The sequence below is a fragment of the Dactylosporangium sp. NPDC049742 genome (assembly GCF_040674675.1).
Lineage (GTDB): Bacteria > Actinomycetota > Actinomycetes > Mycobacteriales > Micromonosporaceae > Dactylosporangium > Dactylosporangium maewongense.
In genome coordinates, this window is the sequence record NZ_JBFANF010000049.1 from 18,441 (window position 1) to 32,839 (window position 14,399).

At 72.3% G+C, this 14,399-nt stretch carries 16 protein-coding genes and 1 pseudogene; 9 read left to right on the forward strand and 8 right to left on the reverse strand.

What is annotated here, in order from left to right:
* Positions 1–2,190, reverse strand: a complete 2,190-nt coding sequence (locus AB0J72_RS41535; RefSeq protein WP_363409715.1) for a diguanylate cyclase — start codon at positions 2,188–2,190, stop codon at positions 1–3.
* 71 nt (positions 2,191–2,261) lie between these two features.
* Between AB0J72_RS41535 and AB0J72_RS41540 the strand changes: the two genes are divergently transcribed.
* Both AB0J72_RS41540 and AB0J72_RS41545 read left to right on the forward strand, forming a co-directional pair.
* On the forward strand, positions 2,262–2,888 hold the full coding sequence (locus tag AB0J72_RS41540; RefSeq protein ID WP_363409718.1) for a 5-formyltetrahydrofolate cyclo-ligase: 627 nt from the start codon (positions 2,262–2,264) through the stop codon (positions 2,886–2,888).
* Positions 2,889–2,891: 3 nt separating this feature from the next.
* A pseudogene (locus AB0J72_RS41545) lies at positions 2,892–3,032 on the forward strand (FmdB family zinc ribbon protein); the annotation flags it as partial.
* A gap of 14 nt (positions 3,033–3,046) precedes the next feature.
* Here the strand turns inward: AB0J72_RS41545 and AB0J72_RS41550 are convergent.
* Both AB0J72_RS41550 and AB0J72_RS41555 read right to left on the reverse strand, forming a co-directional pair.
* Positions 3,047–3,199 carry a hypothetical protein gene (locus AB0J72_RS41550; RefSeq protein ID WP_363409901.1) on the reverse strand — a complete coding sequence of 51 codons (153 nt, stop codon included), beginning with the start codon at positions 3,197–3,199 and terminating at the stop codon, positions 3,047–3,049.
* A gap of 138 nt (positions 3,200–3,337) precedes the next feature.
* Positions 3,338–3,520, reverse strand: a complete 183-nt coding sequence (locus AB0J72_RS41555) for a hypothetical protein (RefSeq protein WP_344512267.1) — start codon at positions 3,518–3,520, stop codon at positions 3,338–3,340.
* Positions 3,521–3,604: 84 nt separating this feature from the next.
* Between AB0J72_RS41555 and AB0J72_RS41560 the strand changes: the two genes are divergently transcribed.
* Complete coding sequence (locus AB0J72_RS41560) at positions 3,605–3,751, forward strand: hypothetical protein (RefSeq protein ID WP_363409721.1); 147 nt, start codon at positions 3,605–3,607, stop codon at positions 3,749–3,751.
* Positions 3,752–3,805: 54 nt separating this feature from the next.
* Positions 3,806–4,108: a translation initiation factor 2 gene (locus AB0J72_RS41565; RefSeq protein WP_363409724.1), complete on the forward strand. Its 303-nt coding sequence runs from the start codon at positions 3,806–3,808 to the stop codon at positions 4,106–4,108.
* Between the two features lie 3 nt (positions 4,109–4,111).
* Here AB0J72_RS41565 and AB0J72_RS41570 read toward each other — a convergent pair whose 3' ends face one another.
* Positions 4,112–4,585 carry a DUF2231 domain-containing protein gene (locus AB0J72_RS41570; protein ID WP_363409726.1) on the reverse strand — a complete coding sequence of 158 codons (474 nt, stop codon included), beginning with the start codon at positions 4,583–4,585 and terminating at the stop codon, positions 4,112–4,114.
* Between the two features lie 124 nt (positions 4,586–4,709).
* On the opposite strand from AB0J72_RS41570, the gene AB0J72_RS41575 reads away from it, so the two are divergent.
* From AB0J72_RS41575 to AB0J72_RS41585, 3 genes are read left to right on the forward strand one after another with little or no spacing between them, the layout of a single operon-like run.
* Complete coding sequence (locus AB0J72_RS41575; protein WP_363409729.1) at positions 4,710–5,168, forward strand: Fur family transcriptional regulator; 459 nt, start codon at positions 4,710–4,712, stop codon at positions 5,166–5,168.
* Positions 5,165–5,971 carry an oxygenase MpaB family protein gene (locus AB0J72_RS41580; RefSeq protein WP_344512195.1) on the forward strand — a complete coding sequence of 269 codons (807 nt, stop codon included), beginning with the start codon at positions 5,165–5,167 and terminating at the stop codon, positions 5,969–5,971. Before AB0J72_RS41575 ends, AB0J72_RS41580 begins: the two co-directional genes overlap by 4 nt.
* 56 nt (positions 5,972–6,027) lie before the next feature.
* On the forward strand, positions 6,028–8,178 hold the full coding sequence (locus tag AB0J72_RS41585; protein WP_363409734.1) for a hypothetical protein: 2,151 nt from the start codon (positions 6,028–6,030) through the stop codon (positions 8,176–8,178).
* Here AB0J72_RS41585 and AB0J72_RS41590 read toward each other — a convergent pair.
* Positions 8,112–9,074, reverse strand: coding sequence for an SDR family NAD(P)-dependent oxidoreductase (locus tag AB0J72_RS41590; RefSeq protein WP_363409737.1), 963 nt, complete (start codon positions 9,072–9,074; stop codon positions 8,112–8,114). The genes AB0J72_RS41585 and AB0J72_RS41590 overlap by 67 nt on opposite strands.
* Positions 9,075–9,159: 85 nt before the next feature.
* On the opposite strand from AB0J72_RS41590, the gene AB0J72_RS41595 reads away from it, so the two are divergent.
* The gene (locus tag AB0J72_RS41595) at positions 9,160–9,735 is read left to right on the forward strand and encodes a TetR family transcriptional regulator (RefSeq protein WP_363409740.1); all 576 of its coding nucleotides are present in this window, start codon (positions 9,160–9,162) and stop codon (positions 9,733–9,735) included.
* Positions 9,736–10,659: 924 nt separating this feature from the next.
* Here the strand turns inward: AB0J72_RS41595 and AB0J72_RS41600 are convergent.
* Together AB0J72_RS41600 and AB0J72_RS41605 are read right to left on the reverse strand one after the other, a co-directional pair.
* A complete protein-coding gene (locus tag AB0J72_RS41600) occupies positions 10,660–11,502 on the reverse strand; it encodes a PD-(D/E)XK nuclease family protein (protein ID WP_363409743.1) in 843 nt (280 codons plus the stop codon).
* Positions 11,503–11,535: 33 nt separating this feature from the next.
* Positions 11,536–12,153: a MarC family protein gene (locus AB0J72_RS41605; protein WP_363409746.1), complete on the reverse strand. Its 618-nt coding sequence runs from the start codon at positions 12,151–12,153 to the stop codon at positions 11,536–11,538.
* A 115-nt stretch (positions 12,154–12,268) separates the two neighbouring features.
* Here AB0J72_RS41605 and AB0J72_RS41610 point away from each other — a divergent pair, with 115 nt between their 5' ends.
* Entirely contained in the window at positions 12,269–13,513 is a 1,245-nt protein-coding gene (locus tag AB0J72_RS41610) for a glycoside hydrolase family 18 protein (protein ID WP_363409749.1), read from the forward strand.
* Positions 13,514–13,578: 65 nt separating this feature from the next.
* Here AB0J72_RS41610 and AB0J72_RS41615 read toward each other — a convergent pair whose 3' ends face one another.
* Complete coding sequence (locus tag AB0J72_RS41615; protein ID WP_363409752.1) at positions 13,579–14,340, reverse strand: TetR/AcrR family transcriptional regulator; 762 nt, start codon at positions 14,338–14,340, stop codon at positions 13,579–13,581.
* Positions 14,341–14,399: the final 59 nt, after the last annotated feature.

A 14,399-nucleotide genomic window follows, 5' to 3' on the forward strand; every position in this document is an offset into this window, starting at 1 on the left:
CTAGCCGCCGCGGCTCTGTCGTGGCGGTTGTGCCGCCTTTGGCGCGCCGGGCGTCACCTCCGTACTAGCCTTCGCGGGCCCCTGCGCACCCGTGAACGACTCCCGCACACCCGGAGACGCGCCCGGAGACGCGCCCGGAAGCGGCCCCGGAAGCGGCCCCGGAGGCGCATCCGGAGGCGGACCCGGAGGCGGACCCGGAAGCGGCACTGCCACGACCACGTCGGGGGCGATCTTGTACGTGTCGCGGCCGGCGGCCTTGGCCGCGTAGAGCGCGTCGTCCGCGGCCTCCAGCACGGCCGCTCCCGTCGCGCCGTGCACCGGGAAGACCGCGATGCCGATCGAGACCGTCACCGGGATGCGGCGCGGCGGCTGGCCGGGCGTGGAGGAGACCACGAGGACCGGGCTGCGCCGTACCGCGGCGCCGAGACGCTCGGCGAGGACCGCGGCGCCGGTCGCGTCGGTCTCCGGCAGCAGCACGACGAACTCCTCGCCGCCCTGCCGGAACGCGAAGTCGACCTCGCGGATCTCCGCCCGGAGCCGGCGGGCGAACTCGGCCAGCACCGCGTCCCCGGCCGCGTGGCCGTAGGTGTCGTTGACCTCCTTGAACCGGTCGAGGTCCAGGGCGAGCGCGGCGAGGCTGCGGCCGAACCGGCTGGCCCGCTCGACCTCGCGGCGCAGCGACTCGCGCAGGTACCGGTAGTTGGACAGGCCGGTCAGCGGGTCGGTGAGCGACAGCCGCTGCGCCTCCTCGTGCACCCGGACGTTGTCGACGGCGACGGCCGCCTGCCCCGCGAACGTCCGCAGCGTGATCAGGTCGGCGTCGTCGAACTCGTCGAAGCCGTGCCGGTCGTACAGGGCGAGCACCCCGCGCGCGGCGGGCGGCAGGTCGGACTGGGGCTCCAGGCCCGTGGTGGGCCCCACGCCGGGCGCCGCGATCGGGACCGCGACGTACGTGATGCAGCGCGGCTCGACGGTTGCCAGGACCGGCCCGTCCCGGTCGACCCGGCCCCGCCGCGGCTCACCGGAGGCGGCGACCGTGCCGAGCAGCCCGTCGCCGAGCTGGAGCCGCAGGTCGGCGACGTCGAACCCGGCGAGCCCCTCGGCCACCTGCCCGCGCAGCTCGCCGCTGGCCGGGTCGACCATCAGCACCACCCCGGACTGCGCGCCGGTCGCGGCCGTCGCCGTCTGCAGGATGACCTGCAGGATCCGGTCGAGGTCATGGGTGCCGGCAAGGGTGTCGCCGAGGACGCCGAGCTGCCCGCGCAGCTGGTCGCGGCTGGCGGTCAGCGCCTGCACGTACCCCTGCATCTCGCGGGTCATCCGGTTGAACGTCTGGCCGAGCCGCCCGACCTCGTCCTGGCTGCGGACGGGCACGCGGGCGCTGAGGTCGCCGTCGGCGACGCGCTCGACCGCCTGCGCCAGCTCGGTCAGCGGGTGGGTGGTGGAGCGGGCCAGCCACCAGGCGACGCTGACCGCGACCACCCCGGCGCAGGCGACGACGGCGACGAGCACCGCGTAGAGGCCGCCGGTGTCGGGCTCGGGCACCGACAGGGCCAGGGTCAGCGGCTGGTCGGGCTGCGGCTCGAGCCGCCGGACCAGCAGGCCGCCGGGCGTGGTGCCGGTCGCGCCGCGGTCGAGCTTGGCGGCGACGCGCGCCGCCTCCGACTCCGTCTGGTCCGTCGCGAGCGAGTCGACCCGCACGCCGCTGGCGTCGGTGAGCCAGGCGAGGAGGGTGGCGTCGACCGGCTCGACCGCGTACGCCCGGCCGATGCGCCGCGAGCTCGGGTCGAGCACGTCGACGGACGCGGCGATCGCGGCGAACGGCGCGTGGGCCGGCGCGGCGCAGTCGGCCCACGGCTTCGGCGGCAGCAGGCCCGCGGTGGTGAGCACGGTGCCGTCGGCGCCGCTCACCTCGACCGCGCGGGCCAGCCCGCGCTGGACGGCCCGCTGGGCCGCGTCGGGCTGGTCGCCGTCGGCAGTGACGAGGGCCGTGGTCTCGGCGGCGAGCCGCAGCCGCTGGCAGGTCACGGCGAGGGCGGCCTCGACGTTCTGCGCGCCGGACTCGAGCCGCTCCTTGGCCCGCTGCTGGCTGACGGCGGAGACGGCGATGCCGACGAAGATCGCGCCGAGCAGCACCGGTCCGAGCACGACCGCCAGGAAGGCGGCGGTGAGCCGCGCCCGCAGCGTCACGTCCGTCCTCCCGAGGCTGTGTTTCTGCGATGCTGTCACAGATGAGGAGGATTTGAGCGGTGCCGCCTGCGGTGTCCCCGAAATCCGAGCTCCGGTCGCACATCCGGTCCGCTCGGCGCTCCTCCGCGCACCCATTTTCTGACAAGTCGCTCATTGAGGCTGTTTCCGCCATGGTACGGGCAGCCGGCGCACGCACGGTCGCCGCCTACGCGCCGCTGCCGTTCGAGGCGGGCGGGCCGGGACTCCTGCCCGCCCTGGCCGCCGTGGCGCCGCGGGTCCTGCTGCCCGTGCTGCTGCCCTCGCGCGACCTGGACTGGGCCCGCTACGACGGGACGCTGGCCGGCGGGCCGCTCGGCCTGTCCGAGCCGACCGGCCCGCGGCTCGGCGTCGACGCGGTCCGCTCGGTCGACCTGATGCTGGTCCCGGCGCTCGCCATCGGGCTGGACGGGACGCGGCTCGGCCAGGGCGGCGGCTCCTACGACCGGGTCCTCGCCCGGGTCACGGCACCGACGATCGCCCTGCTGCACCCGGGCGAGCTCCTGCCGTCCGTGCCCGCCGAGCCGCACGACCAGCGGGTCTCGGGGGCCCTGGTGGGGGCTACCGCCAGGTATGAGACCGCCCACCTCCACTGGACGAAAGGATGTGCGATACCGCACTATTGGCACTCGATAGGGTTGAGTGCCAATGATGGAGGCTGAACGGTGCCTACCTACCAATACGCCTGCACGGCCTGCGGCCACCAGCTCGAGGCGGTGCAGTCGTTCACGGACGACGCGCTGACCGAGTGCCCCGAGTGCCAGGGTCGCCTGCGCAAGCAGTTCTCCGCGGTGGGTGTGGTCTTCAAGGGCTCGGGCTTCTACCGCACCGACTCCCGCTCCTCGACGAAGTCGAGCAACTCCTCGTCGACGTCGTCCTCGTCGACGTCCGAGTCGAAGTCGTCGTCGGACTCGAGCTCGTCCGCTTCGTCGTCGTCGGACTCGAAGCCGGCCGCGGCCGCGTCGTCGAGCACCTCCTCGGCGGGCGCGTCGACGAAGTCGGCGTCCTCGACCGCCTGAGGTCTCCTCGACCGCCTGAGGTCGAGCCCACCACTCGGCGCTACGCCCCACCGGTCACCGGTCCGGGGCGTAGCGCTGTCTGTGCCGGTCCGTCAGTCCCAGTGCGGGGGGCGGTCGGCGAGCAGGCGGTCGTCGTTGGACGCGCTGCGCTCGCCCCAGCCGGCGTCGGTGTCGTCGGTCGTGGTGTCCGGCAACACGACCAGCTCGTCGGCGAAGTCTTCGAAGCTCACTTCGCGCTGCTCATCGGTGGATGCCCACTCGTTCGTCGTCGCCACGCGGCGAGCGTACTCCGGCGAGTTTGCGGGAAGTTGGCCGAATGACGACAGTCGCCCTTCCGTCGACAGGTCACACTCGGCGGCATGACAGACGACAGTGCCCCCCAGCACCAGACCGACCCGCGGCAGGCCGAGCAGGCGGCGGACGAGCAGCCGACCGTGCGCCTGGACCAGGGCGACCCGGACGCCACCCGTCCGATGTCGCTCGCCGATCTGCTGAACAGCGACTGAGGTTCCCCCACCGGGCCGGGTCTGGCGGCCGGGCCCGGTGGGTACGCTCGTGGCGTGAGTGACGACGCCTTCTGGCGGCGGCCGCCGGAGGGGGCCGCACCGCCACCGCCGGCAGCCCCGGCCGAGCCCGCGGCGGTCCCCTACACCGGTGCGCCGCGCAGCGCGCCGCCCCCGCGTGGGTGGCGGCCGCCGACCGTGGACCGGCCGGCGGCGCCGCGGAAGCTCCCGGCCCAGGATCCCGAGCGGATCGACCGGGAGGAGCAGGCCGCGACGATCCTGACCAAGGGGATGGGGATCTTCGCCGGCGCGGTCATCCTTGTGCTGCTGCTGATCTTCTGCGGCCGCCTGCTGTTCTGAGGGCTAGAAGCCGTCCCAGACCATCTTGGCGCCGGTGTCGCCAGCCTTGAAGACGTAGTAGAGGGCGGCCACCGCCAGCACCACGGTGAGCCCGCTGAGCGCCCAGTGGGCGACGGCGGGACCGATCGGCTCGCCCGGAGCGGGGCGGACGACGTACGCCATGACGAGCGCGACCAGGGCAAGACCCACCACGATCAGGAACAGCGTGCTGCCGAAGTCCTCGTGCTCGCTGATCTTCGCCTGCAGCTGGTCCGACTGGAAGTTGGCGCTCTTCTCGAACGACTCGCCGGACTCCTTGGCGGCGAACACGGCGCCGGGGGTGGCGACGGCCAGCACGATCGTCGTCCAGCGGGCATGGCGGCGGGCGGCCGGCCAGACGGCGTACAGGATGCCCGCGACCGCCAGCAGCGGCACGAGCACGACTGCCGCATGGATGAAGAACGGGTGAGCCGGTAGACCGAGCACACGTTCGAACACGGGGCCTCCTCTTCGTCGGTGCGATCCTCCCCCACCGGACGTGTACACAACCCGAGTACCGGCAGTTCAATCAAGAGCCCGGAAACATTTGAACGGTTCCAGGGTGCGTGGTGTTATTGAAAGCGTGTCGGGTGAGGACTTGCTGCGCGCCCGGGGTCTGCGGGTGACGCGGCCCCGGCTGGCCGTGCTGGAGGTCCTGGAGGCGTCGCGGGGGCAGGCGCAGGGTCACCTGGACGTCGACCAGATCGCCGCGCGGGTCCGGGCCCGGCTCGACACCGTCTCCACCCAGGCCGTGTATGACGTGCTCAGCGCGCTGTCCAGGGCCGGCCTGGCGCGGCGGATCGAGCCCGCCGGCAGCCCCGCGCGATACGAGTCGCGCGTCGGCGACAACCACCATCACATCGTCTGCCGCGGGTGCGGGGAGATCGCCGACGTTGACTGCGCGGTCGGCGACGCGCCGTGCCTGACGCCGTCACAGGCGCACGGGTTCGTCCTCGATGAGGCCGAGGTCACGTTCTGGGGGCTGTGCCCCGCCTGCCAGCAGCGGCTCGCCGACGACCCGGTCGAGGACCTGTCGAGTTGAGCGACCCGGGGCTCTTCGGACCGGACTCGGTCACCTGGCGGGTGCACCGGGAGCCCATCGTCACCGTCGGCGGCCTGCGCAGCCTGTACCTGCAGGCGCTGCTCCCCCGGGCGGTCGCGGGCGTGGAGCAGAACAGCCGGTACCGCAAGGACCCGTGGGGCAGGTTCCAGCACACCGCCATGTACGTGGGGACGGTCGTCTACGGCACGACCGAGCAGGCCGAGCGCGCCGGCCGCCGGGTGCGGGCGATCCACGCGAAGATGACCGCGACCGACCCGCGCACCGGCGAGCGCTTCCGCGTCGACGACCCCGACCTGCTGCGGTGGGTGCACGTCACGGAGGTCGAGTCGTTCATGGAGGCCGCCCTGCGGGGCGGGCTGCGGCTGAGCGGGCCGGAGATCGACCGCTACTACGCGGAGCAGACCAGGGCGGCCGAGCTCGTCGGGCTCGACCCCGCCACGGTGCCGGACTCGGCGGCGGCGGTCGCTGACTACTACGAGCGGATGCGTCCCGAGCTGGAGCTGACCGTCGACTCCGCGGCCACGGGGCTGTTCCTGACGCTGCCCCCGCTGCCGTACGGGCTGGGCCTCACCCCCGTCCGGGGCGCCGCGTTCGGGGTGTCGGCGCTGGCGATCGGCCTGCTGCCGGCGTGGGCGCGCCGCCTGTACGGGCTGCCCGGCCTCCCCGGGACCGACCTCATCGCGTCGGCGAACGCGCTGGTGCTCGGCCGGATGCTGAGCGTCATCCCGATCGACTGGATCTCCCCGCTGCGCCGCGACGCGATGCGCCGCCTCGCCTCCTGAGGACCGCCGCCGCACCACCGTCACACCGACGCGCTTCGCCGCGTTGAGCCGTTGGCATGAAACTTCCATGGCTCGCGCTCGCCCTGGCCACCGTCGCGCTCCCGCTGGCCCTCGGCACTTCCCCGCTCGACGTTGTTCGATATGCCGGATATTTCGTTTATGCCGTCGTCGTGCCGGGGACGCTGCTGTACCGCGCGATCCGGCCCACGCCGCGGTCGCTGCTCGAGGATCTCACCTACGGCACGGTCGCCGGGCTGCTCGCCGAGACCGCCTTCCTGACCGTCGCGAGCCTGCTCGACCTGCGCGGCTGGCTGTGGGCGTGGCCGCTGCTGGTGATCGTCCCGCTGGCCCGCTTCCGGAAGCACCCCTGCTATCCCGACCGGCCGACGGCGGCCTGGTCGTGGGCGGTCGCCGGGATCGCGGCCGGGTTCCTCGCGTACCTGACGGCGGCGTTCCTGGCGGTCAACCCGGCGCTGCCGACCGGCGGAGCGCACGACTACATGATCGACCAGCTGAACCTGCTCGCCGTCAGCGCCGACCTGAAGCACCACTTCCCGCTCACCGTCCCCGAGCAGGGCGACCGGACGCTGGGCTACCACTGGTTCGCGTACGGCCACGTCGCCGCGAGCAGCCTGATCAGCGGCGTCGACCTGCCGGTCGTGTGGTTCCGGCTGGACCTGCCGGTGCTCGCCGTGCTGGCCGTGTGCCTGCTCGCGGTCACCGGCCGGCGGGTCGCCGGGCATCCGTGGGCGGGCCCCGTCGCGGCGGCGCTGATGTTCACCGTCGGCGAGCTCGTCCCGCAGCAGCAGACACCGGCGTTCTTCGGCTCGATCACCGCGTACTACAGCTGGTCGAGCCGCTCGCTGCTGTTCGGCGCGGCGCTGAGCATGCCGCTGATCGCGGCGGTCGTGTCCGTGCTGCGCGGCGGCGGGCGGCGGGACTGGCTGCTCGTGCTGCTGTTCGCGGCCGGGACGACCGGCGCGAAGTCGACGATCGTCCCGCTCTTCGGGGCGGGGGTCGCGGCGGTCTGCGCGGTACACCTCCTGCGGCGACGGCCACAGCGGACCCCTTGGCTGCTCGGTGCGCTACTTGCCGCGGTCACGGTGGGTGCGGTCGCCGTCCTCTACGGGTTCGAGGGACAGGGCCTGCGATGGGGACCCTTCGCGATCATGCTCGACTTCGTCGGGAGCCAGCGGCACGGCACCACGGTGCGCGACGTCCCGCTCATCCTGTGGGGTCTCGGCGCGTACGGCATCGCGATGGGCGCCCGTCTCGCCGGCGTGCTGCTCCTTCGCCGCTGGGATGACGCCTGCGTCTTCCTGGCCGGCACGACCGCCGCGGGCGTCGCCGGCACGCTGTGCGTCTGGCACGTGTCGTGGAGCGAGCACTTCTTCGTCGTCGCCGCCTGGCCGTGCGCGGCGATCCTCTCGGCGACCGGCCTGGTCCGCCTGCCCGGCTCCCCGCGCGCGCTGTGGACGGCGCTCGCGGCGGCGGCGGCGCTCGCGGCGGTGTCGGTCGCGTTCACCCTGCCGGTGCCGCGGCATCGCTGGTGGGTGCCGCTGCCGGTGTACGCCCTGGGCGCCCTCGTCCTGGTGGCGGCCCTGCTCCTGCACCGGCGCGCCGGGGTCTTCGGGGCCCTGGTCGTGGTGCTCTTCGCCGGTGCGGCCCGGCTGCCGTTCGACGCGGCGACGAACGCGAACCTCGGCGTCGCGTACCACATCCGCATCACGCCCGACCAGGTCGCCGGCGCCCGCTGGCTGCGCGCCCACAGCACCCCCGCGGAGTACGTGGCCACGAACGTGCACCGCGTCGGCGGCAGCGGCCTGATGCGGGAGCAGAGCCTCGCCTACTGGATCTCCGCGTACAGCGAGCGCCGCGTCCTCCTGGGCAGCTGGGGCTACTCGCCCGAGTCGACGGAGTCGCAGTCCCGCGCGCACCGCATCGGCCCGGCACTCGCCTACTGGGATCCGGAGCGGCTGGCGCTCAACGACGCGGCCGTGCTCGACCCGACCCCGTCACGGCTGTCGTGGCTGTGGCGGCAGCGCGTCCGCTGGATTCTCGTCGACCGCGCCCACGGTACGCCGGCCGCGGCCCTGCCCGCCCTCACCGACCTGGCCTGGCAGCGCGGCGACGTCGCGGTCTACCGGCTCCGCGCGCCCTCGAACTGCACGCCCGTCAGCTGCTCCGACAGCGTCCAGAGCCGCTGAGCGTCGGCCGGGTCCTTCGCCCGCTCGACCGGCTCGACGACGCTCGGCCAGCCCCGGTTCTCCCCCATGCCGTCGGGCCCGATGAACTGCCCGCCTTCCGCCCGCGGGTCGACCGCCGCGTACAGCTGGTTGAGCGCCCCACGGGCGGCGGGCTGCGCGAGGACGGCGTTGCCGATGCGCATGAACGCCTTCATGACGCCGGTCGGCCCGGATGTCTGCAGGTTCGTCGCCGAATACCCCGGATGCGCGAGGACGCTGCGCACCGGCGAACCGGCCCTCCGCAGCCGCCGGTCGAGCTCCAGCGCGAACAGGACGTTGGCGAACTTCGACTGGCTGTAGTACCTCGTCGGCGAGTAGCTCCCGGCCCCGTCGAGGTCGTCGTAGTGGATCCTGCCGGGCCGGTGCAGCGTCGAGCTGACGGTGACGACCCGCTCGCGGATCAGGCTGTCGCTGCTGTCGTTGCCGTCGTTGCCGTCGTTGCCGTCGCTGCCGTCGTTGCCGTCGTTGCCGCCGCCGAGGAGGAGGCCGGTGAGCGCGAAGTGCCCGAGGTGGTTCGCGGCGAACTGCAGCTCGTGCCCCTGTGCGCTCAACGTCCTCGGCGGCATCATCACCCCGGCGTTGTTGACGAGCACGTCGATCGCGACCCGGTCGCGGCGCAGCCCCGCGGCCAGCGCCCGCACGGAGTCGAGATCCGCCAGGTCCACGATCCTGAGCTCCCCGCCCCCGAGCTTCTGGACCGCCGCCCGGCCCTTGGCCTCACTACGGACCGCCATGATCACCCGAGCACCCTTGGCCAGCAGCGCGCGCATCGTCTCGTACCCGAGCCCGCTGTTGGCCCCTGTGACGAGGAACGTCTTCCCGCCCTGATCCCCGATCTCCGCCTCAGTCCATCGCATGCCTGCATCTTCACTCCATGTGGCACTGAGTGTCAATAACGCCCTTAAGTGCCATAGTTGTCGTACGGCGAATAGAATGCCCTGCGTGAGCCTCGCCGAACGCAAACGCCAGCTGGTCCGCGACGAGCTGACCGACGCCGCGCTGCGGCTCCTGGCGTTCCAGGGGTTCGAGGAGACCACCATCGACCAGATGGCCGCCGCCGCGGGCGTGTCCCGCAGGACGTTCTTCCGCTACTTCCAGTCCAAGGAAGACGTCATCATCGAGCACCTCAGCGACCTCGGCCGCCAGCTCACCACCACCCTGTCCACCCGCCCCACCACCGAACCCCCCGCCGTCGCCCTCCAGCACACCCTGCGCACCCTCACCGACACCTTCTGGGAGCACCCCGAGAAGTCCCGCCGCCTGGCAAAGATCATGGTCACCACCCCCCCGCTGCTGGCCCGCTACCTGGAACGCCAGGTCGGCTGGCGCGCCACCCTCTCCACCGAACTCGCCACCCGCCTGCGCACCGACCCCACCACCGACCCCCGCCCCGCCGTGCTGGTCGCGGTCGCGTTCGCCGCCTTCGACACCGCCCTCATCCGCTGGGTAGCCCAAGACCCCGCCCCCGACCTGAACACCCTCCTCACCACCTGCTTCACCGCCGCCTTCCCCACTTGACCAAACAACGGCTCCAGCTGCGGAGTCGTCCGGATCCACGTTCCGACCACGCTTGACCGGCAGAACAGGTTGGAACAGAGCCAGGCGACAACGACGCCGGCGGGGCATGAGCAGCGCAAGTCGCACCACGCCCCCGCAGACCCGGAGACGACCAGCAAACCTCGCCCCCAGGCACGGCGGCCACAGCAACGTCCACGACCGCGGGCTCAGGCAGTCCGCACAACACCGCAAACCAAGGCACCGCGCTGCACAGGCCGAGCGCCAACACCGCAGCCCGATCCCCGCGCTCCGCAGGCCAAATCTGGACACCAACCACAGGCAGTCCGCGCACCGCAAGCCAGCCCCGCGCGCGACAACCCGAAACACCGCAAGAAGCAGGCCAGTCCCACGCGCCGCAAGCCAGGCCCCCGCCGCAGGCCGATCCCGCGCCGTAAGCCGGGCACCGCGCTTGGCAGGCGAAGCTCGGCACGATGCAGGCCACCCCCGCACGTCACCAGCCCGACCACCGCCAAGACCAAGCACAACGCCGCCAGGCCTGGGCACCAACCACAGGTGGTCCGCACGCCGCCAGCCGGGCACCACGCGCGGCAGACCGAAACTCCGCACGATGCAGGCCAGCCCGGCACGCCGCCAGCCCGGCACGCCGCCAGCCCGGCACGCCGCCAGCCCGGCATCGCACAGCGCAGGCCGGCTCCGTGCGCCGCTGGGGCGGGTATCGCGCGTCGCGGGGCGGGCTCTGCGGGCTGCGGCGCCCGACCCTGCGGGTGCGTGGCGGCTGCGGGGACAGGAAAGCTGCGGGGACGGAAAGGCTGCGGGGGCGGGAAAGCTGCGGGGGCGGGAAAGCTGCGCGGAGGACAAACTGCGGGGACGGGGAGGCAGGCGCGGGAGTCGCTGTGCCGGATAGAGGGACGGGGAGCGGGCGGGCTACGTGGTGGGGCGGTCTACGGCGGTCCAGGGGTCCTTCGCGGGGGCGTCGAGGCCGGCGGGGCAGGAGCGGCGGAAGTCGCACCAGGAGCACTGCGGGCCGGGGGCGACCGGGAAGGCCTCGTCGGCGGGGGTGCCGGCGGCCAGGGCGGCGTCGGCAGTGGTGATGTCGGCGGCGGTGGCTTCGGCGCGGCGGAGATGACGGGCGAGGGAGTCGTCGGTGTGGTCGTGGGCGGCGACGGTGCCGGTTGGGAGGTGGTGGAGCTCGACGCGGTGGCAGGGCTTGCGGAAGACGCGGGAGGCGGCGATCGCGTAGAGGGCGAGCGCGCGCGAGCCGCGGGCGTCGTCGGGGGTGACGCCGGAGCGGCCGGTCTTGTAGTCGACGATGACGAGGTGGCCGGCGCGCTGGTCGATGCGGTCGACGCGGCCGGAGAGGGCGAGGGTGTCGGTGCGGGCGGCGACGGTGCGCTCGACGCCGAGTGGCTCGTCGTGGGGGTCGAGGCCGTCCACATAGGACTCGAGCCAGCCGAGGGCCCGGCGGAAGACGTCGCGCTCCTGGGCCTCGTCGCGGTAGCCCTCGCTGACCCAGGTGGCCTTCAGCAGGGTGGGCAGGGCGGAGCGGTCGCGGCGGTCGGGGTCCAGCGCATACCAGCTGCGCAGCGCCGTGTGGACGGACGCGCCGAGCGAGTTGTGCGCCCAGGGCGGGCCCTTGGGCGGGGTGGGGCGGTCGACATAGGTGAACCGGTAGCGGCGCGGGCAGTCCTCATAGCTGCCGAGCTTGCTGGGCGTGCAGGTGAACAGGCGCCGGGGCGGGGCGAATAGGCCGAGCTGCTCGTTCTCCACACCCCGATCCTGCCACCGCAGTACGACAAAACCTCAATGGGGCGAGTGCAGGTACTCGGTGACGAAGGCGCCGATGGCGTCGGCCAGCAGCTGGACGGCGATGGCGGCGACGAGCAGGCCGGCGATGCGGGTGACCACCTCGATGCCACTGGGCCGCAGGATGCGCACCAGGATGCCGGAGAAGCGCAACACCAGGTAGACGATGGCCATGACGGCCACGATGCCCAAAGAAATAGCGACATATCCAGAAACGTTCGATGCCTGCCGCACGAAGAGCATCGTGGCCACGATCGCACCGGGGCCCGCCAGCAGCGGGGTACCGAGGGGGACGAGCGCGACGTTGGAGGTGGCCTCCTGGCGGGAGTCGTCGGTCTTGCCGGTGAGCAGCTCGAGCGCGACGAGGAGCAGCAGCAGGCCGCCCGCGCCCTGCAGGGCGGGAAGGTCGATGTGCAGGTACGCGAGGATCTGCCGCCCCACGAGCGCGAACGCCACGATGACGCCGAGCGCGAGCAGCACGGCCTGCAGGGCGGCGCGGTTGCGGTGCTTCGCCGCCATCGATCCGGTGAGGGCGAGGAAGATCGGCACGGCGCCCGGCGGGTCGAGGATGACCAGCAGAGTCACGAATACTTCGCCGAAGAGCTTGAGATCCACTCCCGGATTGTCGTGGTGTGCCTACATAGACCGGAAACCAGGGTCTTGACGGCACCGGGCGGCGCCCCTACGTTGCCCATCAACAGCAAGGTTTCCTTACAGTCATGGAGGGTTCATGGGCAGACGCTCCGTCCTGGCCGGGTTGGCGGTGTCGCTCACGCTCGCGTCACTGGCGATCGTGCCCGGCACCGCCTCGGCGCACAGCGCGTCGCATCAGGACCAGTACAAGCGCGTCGGGTACTTCATCCAGTGGGGCATCTACGGCCGCCAGTACTACGTCAAGAACCTCGAGACGAGCGGGCAGGCCAAGAACCTGACCCACATCAACTACGCCTTCGGCAACGTCGACGCGACCGGCAAGTGCGTCTCCGCCGACCCGTGGGCCGACTACCAGCGGCCGGTCTCCGCCGAGGAGAGCGTCGACGGTGTCGCGGACGCGCCGGGCCAGACGCTGAACGGCAACTTCAACCAGCTGCGCAAGCTGAAGCTCAAGCACCCCGGGCTGAAGGTCATGCTGTCGCTCGGCGGCTGGACGCTGTCGGCGAACTTCTCCGACGCCGTGCTGACCGACGCGTCGCGCAAGGCGCTCGTGAAGTCGTGCATCGACACGTTCTGGTCGACCGGGGTCTTCGACGGCTTCGACTTCGACTGGGAGTGGCCGGGCTCCGAGGGCAACCCGGGCAACGTGATCCGCCCCGAGGACAAGCAGAACTTCACGCTCATGGTCGCCGAGTTCCGCAAGCAGCTCGGCAAGAAGGCCACCCTGACCGCGTTCCTGCCGGCGAACCCGGCGAAGATCGACGCGGGCTTCGAGGTCAACAAGATCTTCAAGTACCTCGACTTCGGCACCATCCAGGGTTATGACTTCCACGGTACGTGGGAGCCCACCACCAACCAGCAGTCCGCGCTGTTCGTCCCGCGCGGCGCGCCGACCACGCCGGACTTCAGCGGTGCCACCACGCTGAAGGCCTGGACCGACCGCGGTGCCCCGAAGAAGGCCCTCGTCCTGGGCATCCCGTACTACGGCCAGGGCTGGACCGGCATCACCAGCACCGCCAACAACGGCCTCTTCCAGCCCGCGACCGGCCCCGCGCCGGCCACCTGGGCCGCCGGCAACGAGGACTACAAGGTCCTCGCCACGCTGCCGCAGCAGGGGTACAAGGTGTACCGCGACCTCCGCTCGGGCCACGCGTGGCTGTTCAACGGCACCACGTTCTGGACCTTCGACGACCAGCTCACGGTCGCCCAGAAGTCGCTGTACGTCCGGGTCAACGGCTACGGCGGCGCGATGGTCTGGTCGCTGGACGGCGATGACGCCAGCGGCACGCTGACCAAGACGATCGGCACCGTCCTGAGGTAACACCCGAACAGCAGCACCACGAAAGCAGCACTACAAAGCAACACCACGAACAACCTGGGCCGCCTTCAAGGACGAAGGCGGCCCAGGTGCGTCTCGATCCCGTCCAGCACCCGTTCGAGGCCGAAGGAGTACGCGCGCACCGGGTCGCCCGCGCCGTACTCCTCCCCCGCCGCCTGCCCCACCCGCGCCGCCGTCGGGAAGCGCGCCGGGTCGAGGACCTCGCCGAGCAGCGGCGCGTAGGCCGCCCACCACTGCTCCTCGCTCATCCCCGTGCCCTGTTCGGCCTGGTCCGCCTGTACCGCCGCGCGCACGGCACCCGCGACGTAGTTGAGCACGAGTCCGAGGAGCAGGTCGGCGTCGACGTCCGGCACGGTGCAGGACTCGAAGGCCCGCAGCTCGAAGTCGTACTTCGCGATCACGTTCGGACCGAGGACGGGCCGGCTCGTGGCCACCTGCAGGAGCCACGGGTGCCGGCGGTACAGCTGCCAGTTCGACGAGGCGATCTCGGCGAGCCGCTCGCGCCACCCCGCGGCCGTGAACGCCGGACGGACGGCCTCGGCGCTGACCGTGTCGACCATGACGTCGAGCAGCTCCGCCTTGCTGGGGACATAGGTGTACAGCGACATCGCCGTCACCCCGAGCTGCTCGGCGACGCGACGCATGGACACTGCGGTGAGACCTTCGGCGTCGGCGAGCGCGATCGCGGCCGCGGTGACGTCCCCGACGGTGAACTTCGCCTTCGGGCCCCGCCGCGACGGCGCCGCGGTGCCCCACAGCAGTTCGATGCTGCGTCTGGGATCGCCGGCGCCGCTGTACTCCGTGGTCACGCCGCCACCTCCGCTGCGCTCCGGCGTCGGCCTGACCCAAACCTGCCACATGACGACCG

What these genes read in the sequence shown, in the direction of transcription:
- AB0J72_RS41585 (WP_363409734.1), top strand. Translation starts at nt 6,028, where the DNA reads ATGAAACTTCCATGGCTCGCGCTCGCCCTGGCCACCGTCGCGCTCCCG.
- AB0J72_RS41590 (WP_363409737.1), bottom strand. Translation starts at nt 9,074, where the DNA reads ATGCGATGGACTGAGGCGGAGATCGGGGATCAGGGCGGGAAGACGTTC.
- AB0J72_RS41610 (WP_363409749.1), top strand. Translation starts at nt 12,269, where the DNA reads ATGGGCAGACGCTCCGTCCTGGCCGGGTTGGCGGTGTCGCTCACGCTC.
- AB0J72_RS41560 (WP_363409721.1), top strand. Translation starts at nt 3,605, where the DNA reads ATGACAGACGACAGTGCCCCCCAGCACCAGACCGACCCGCGGCAGGCC.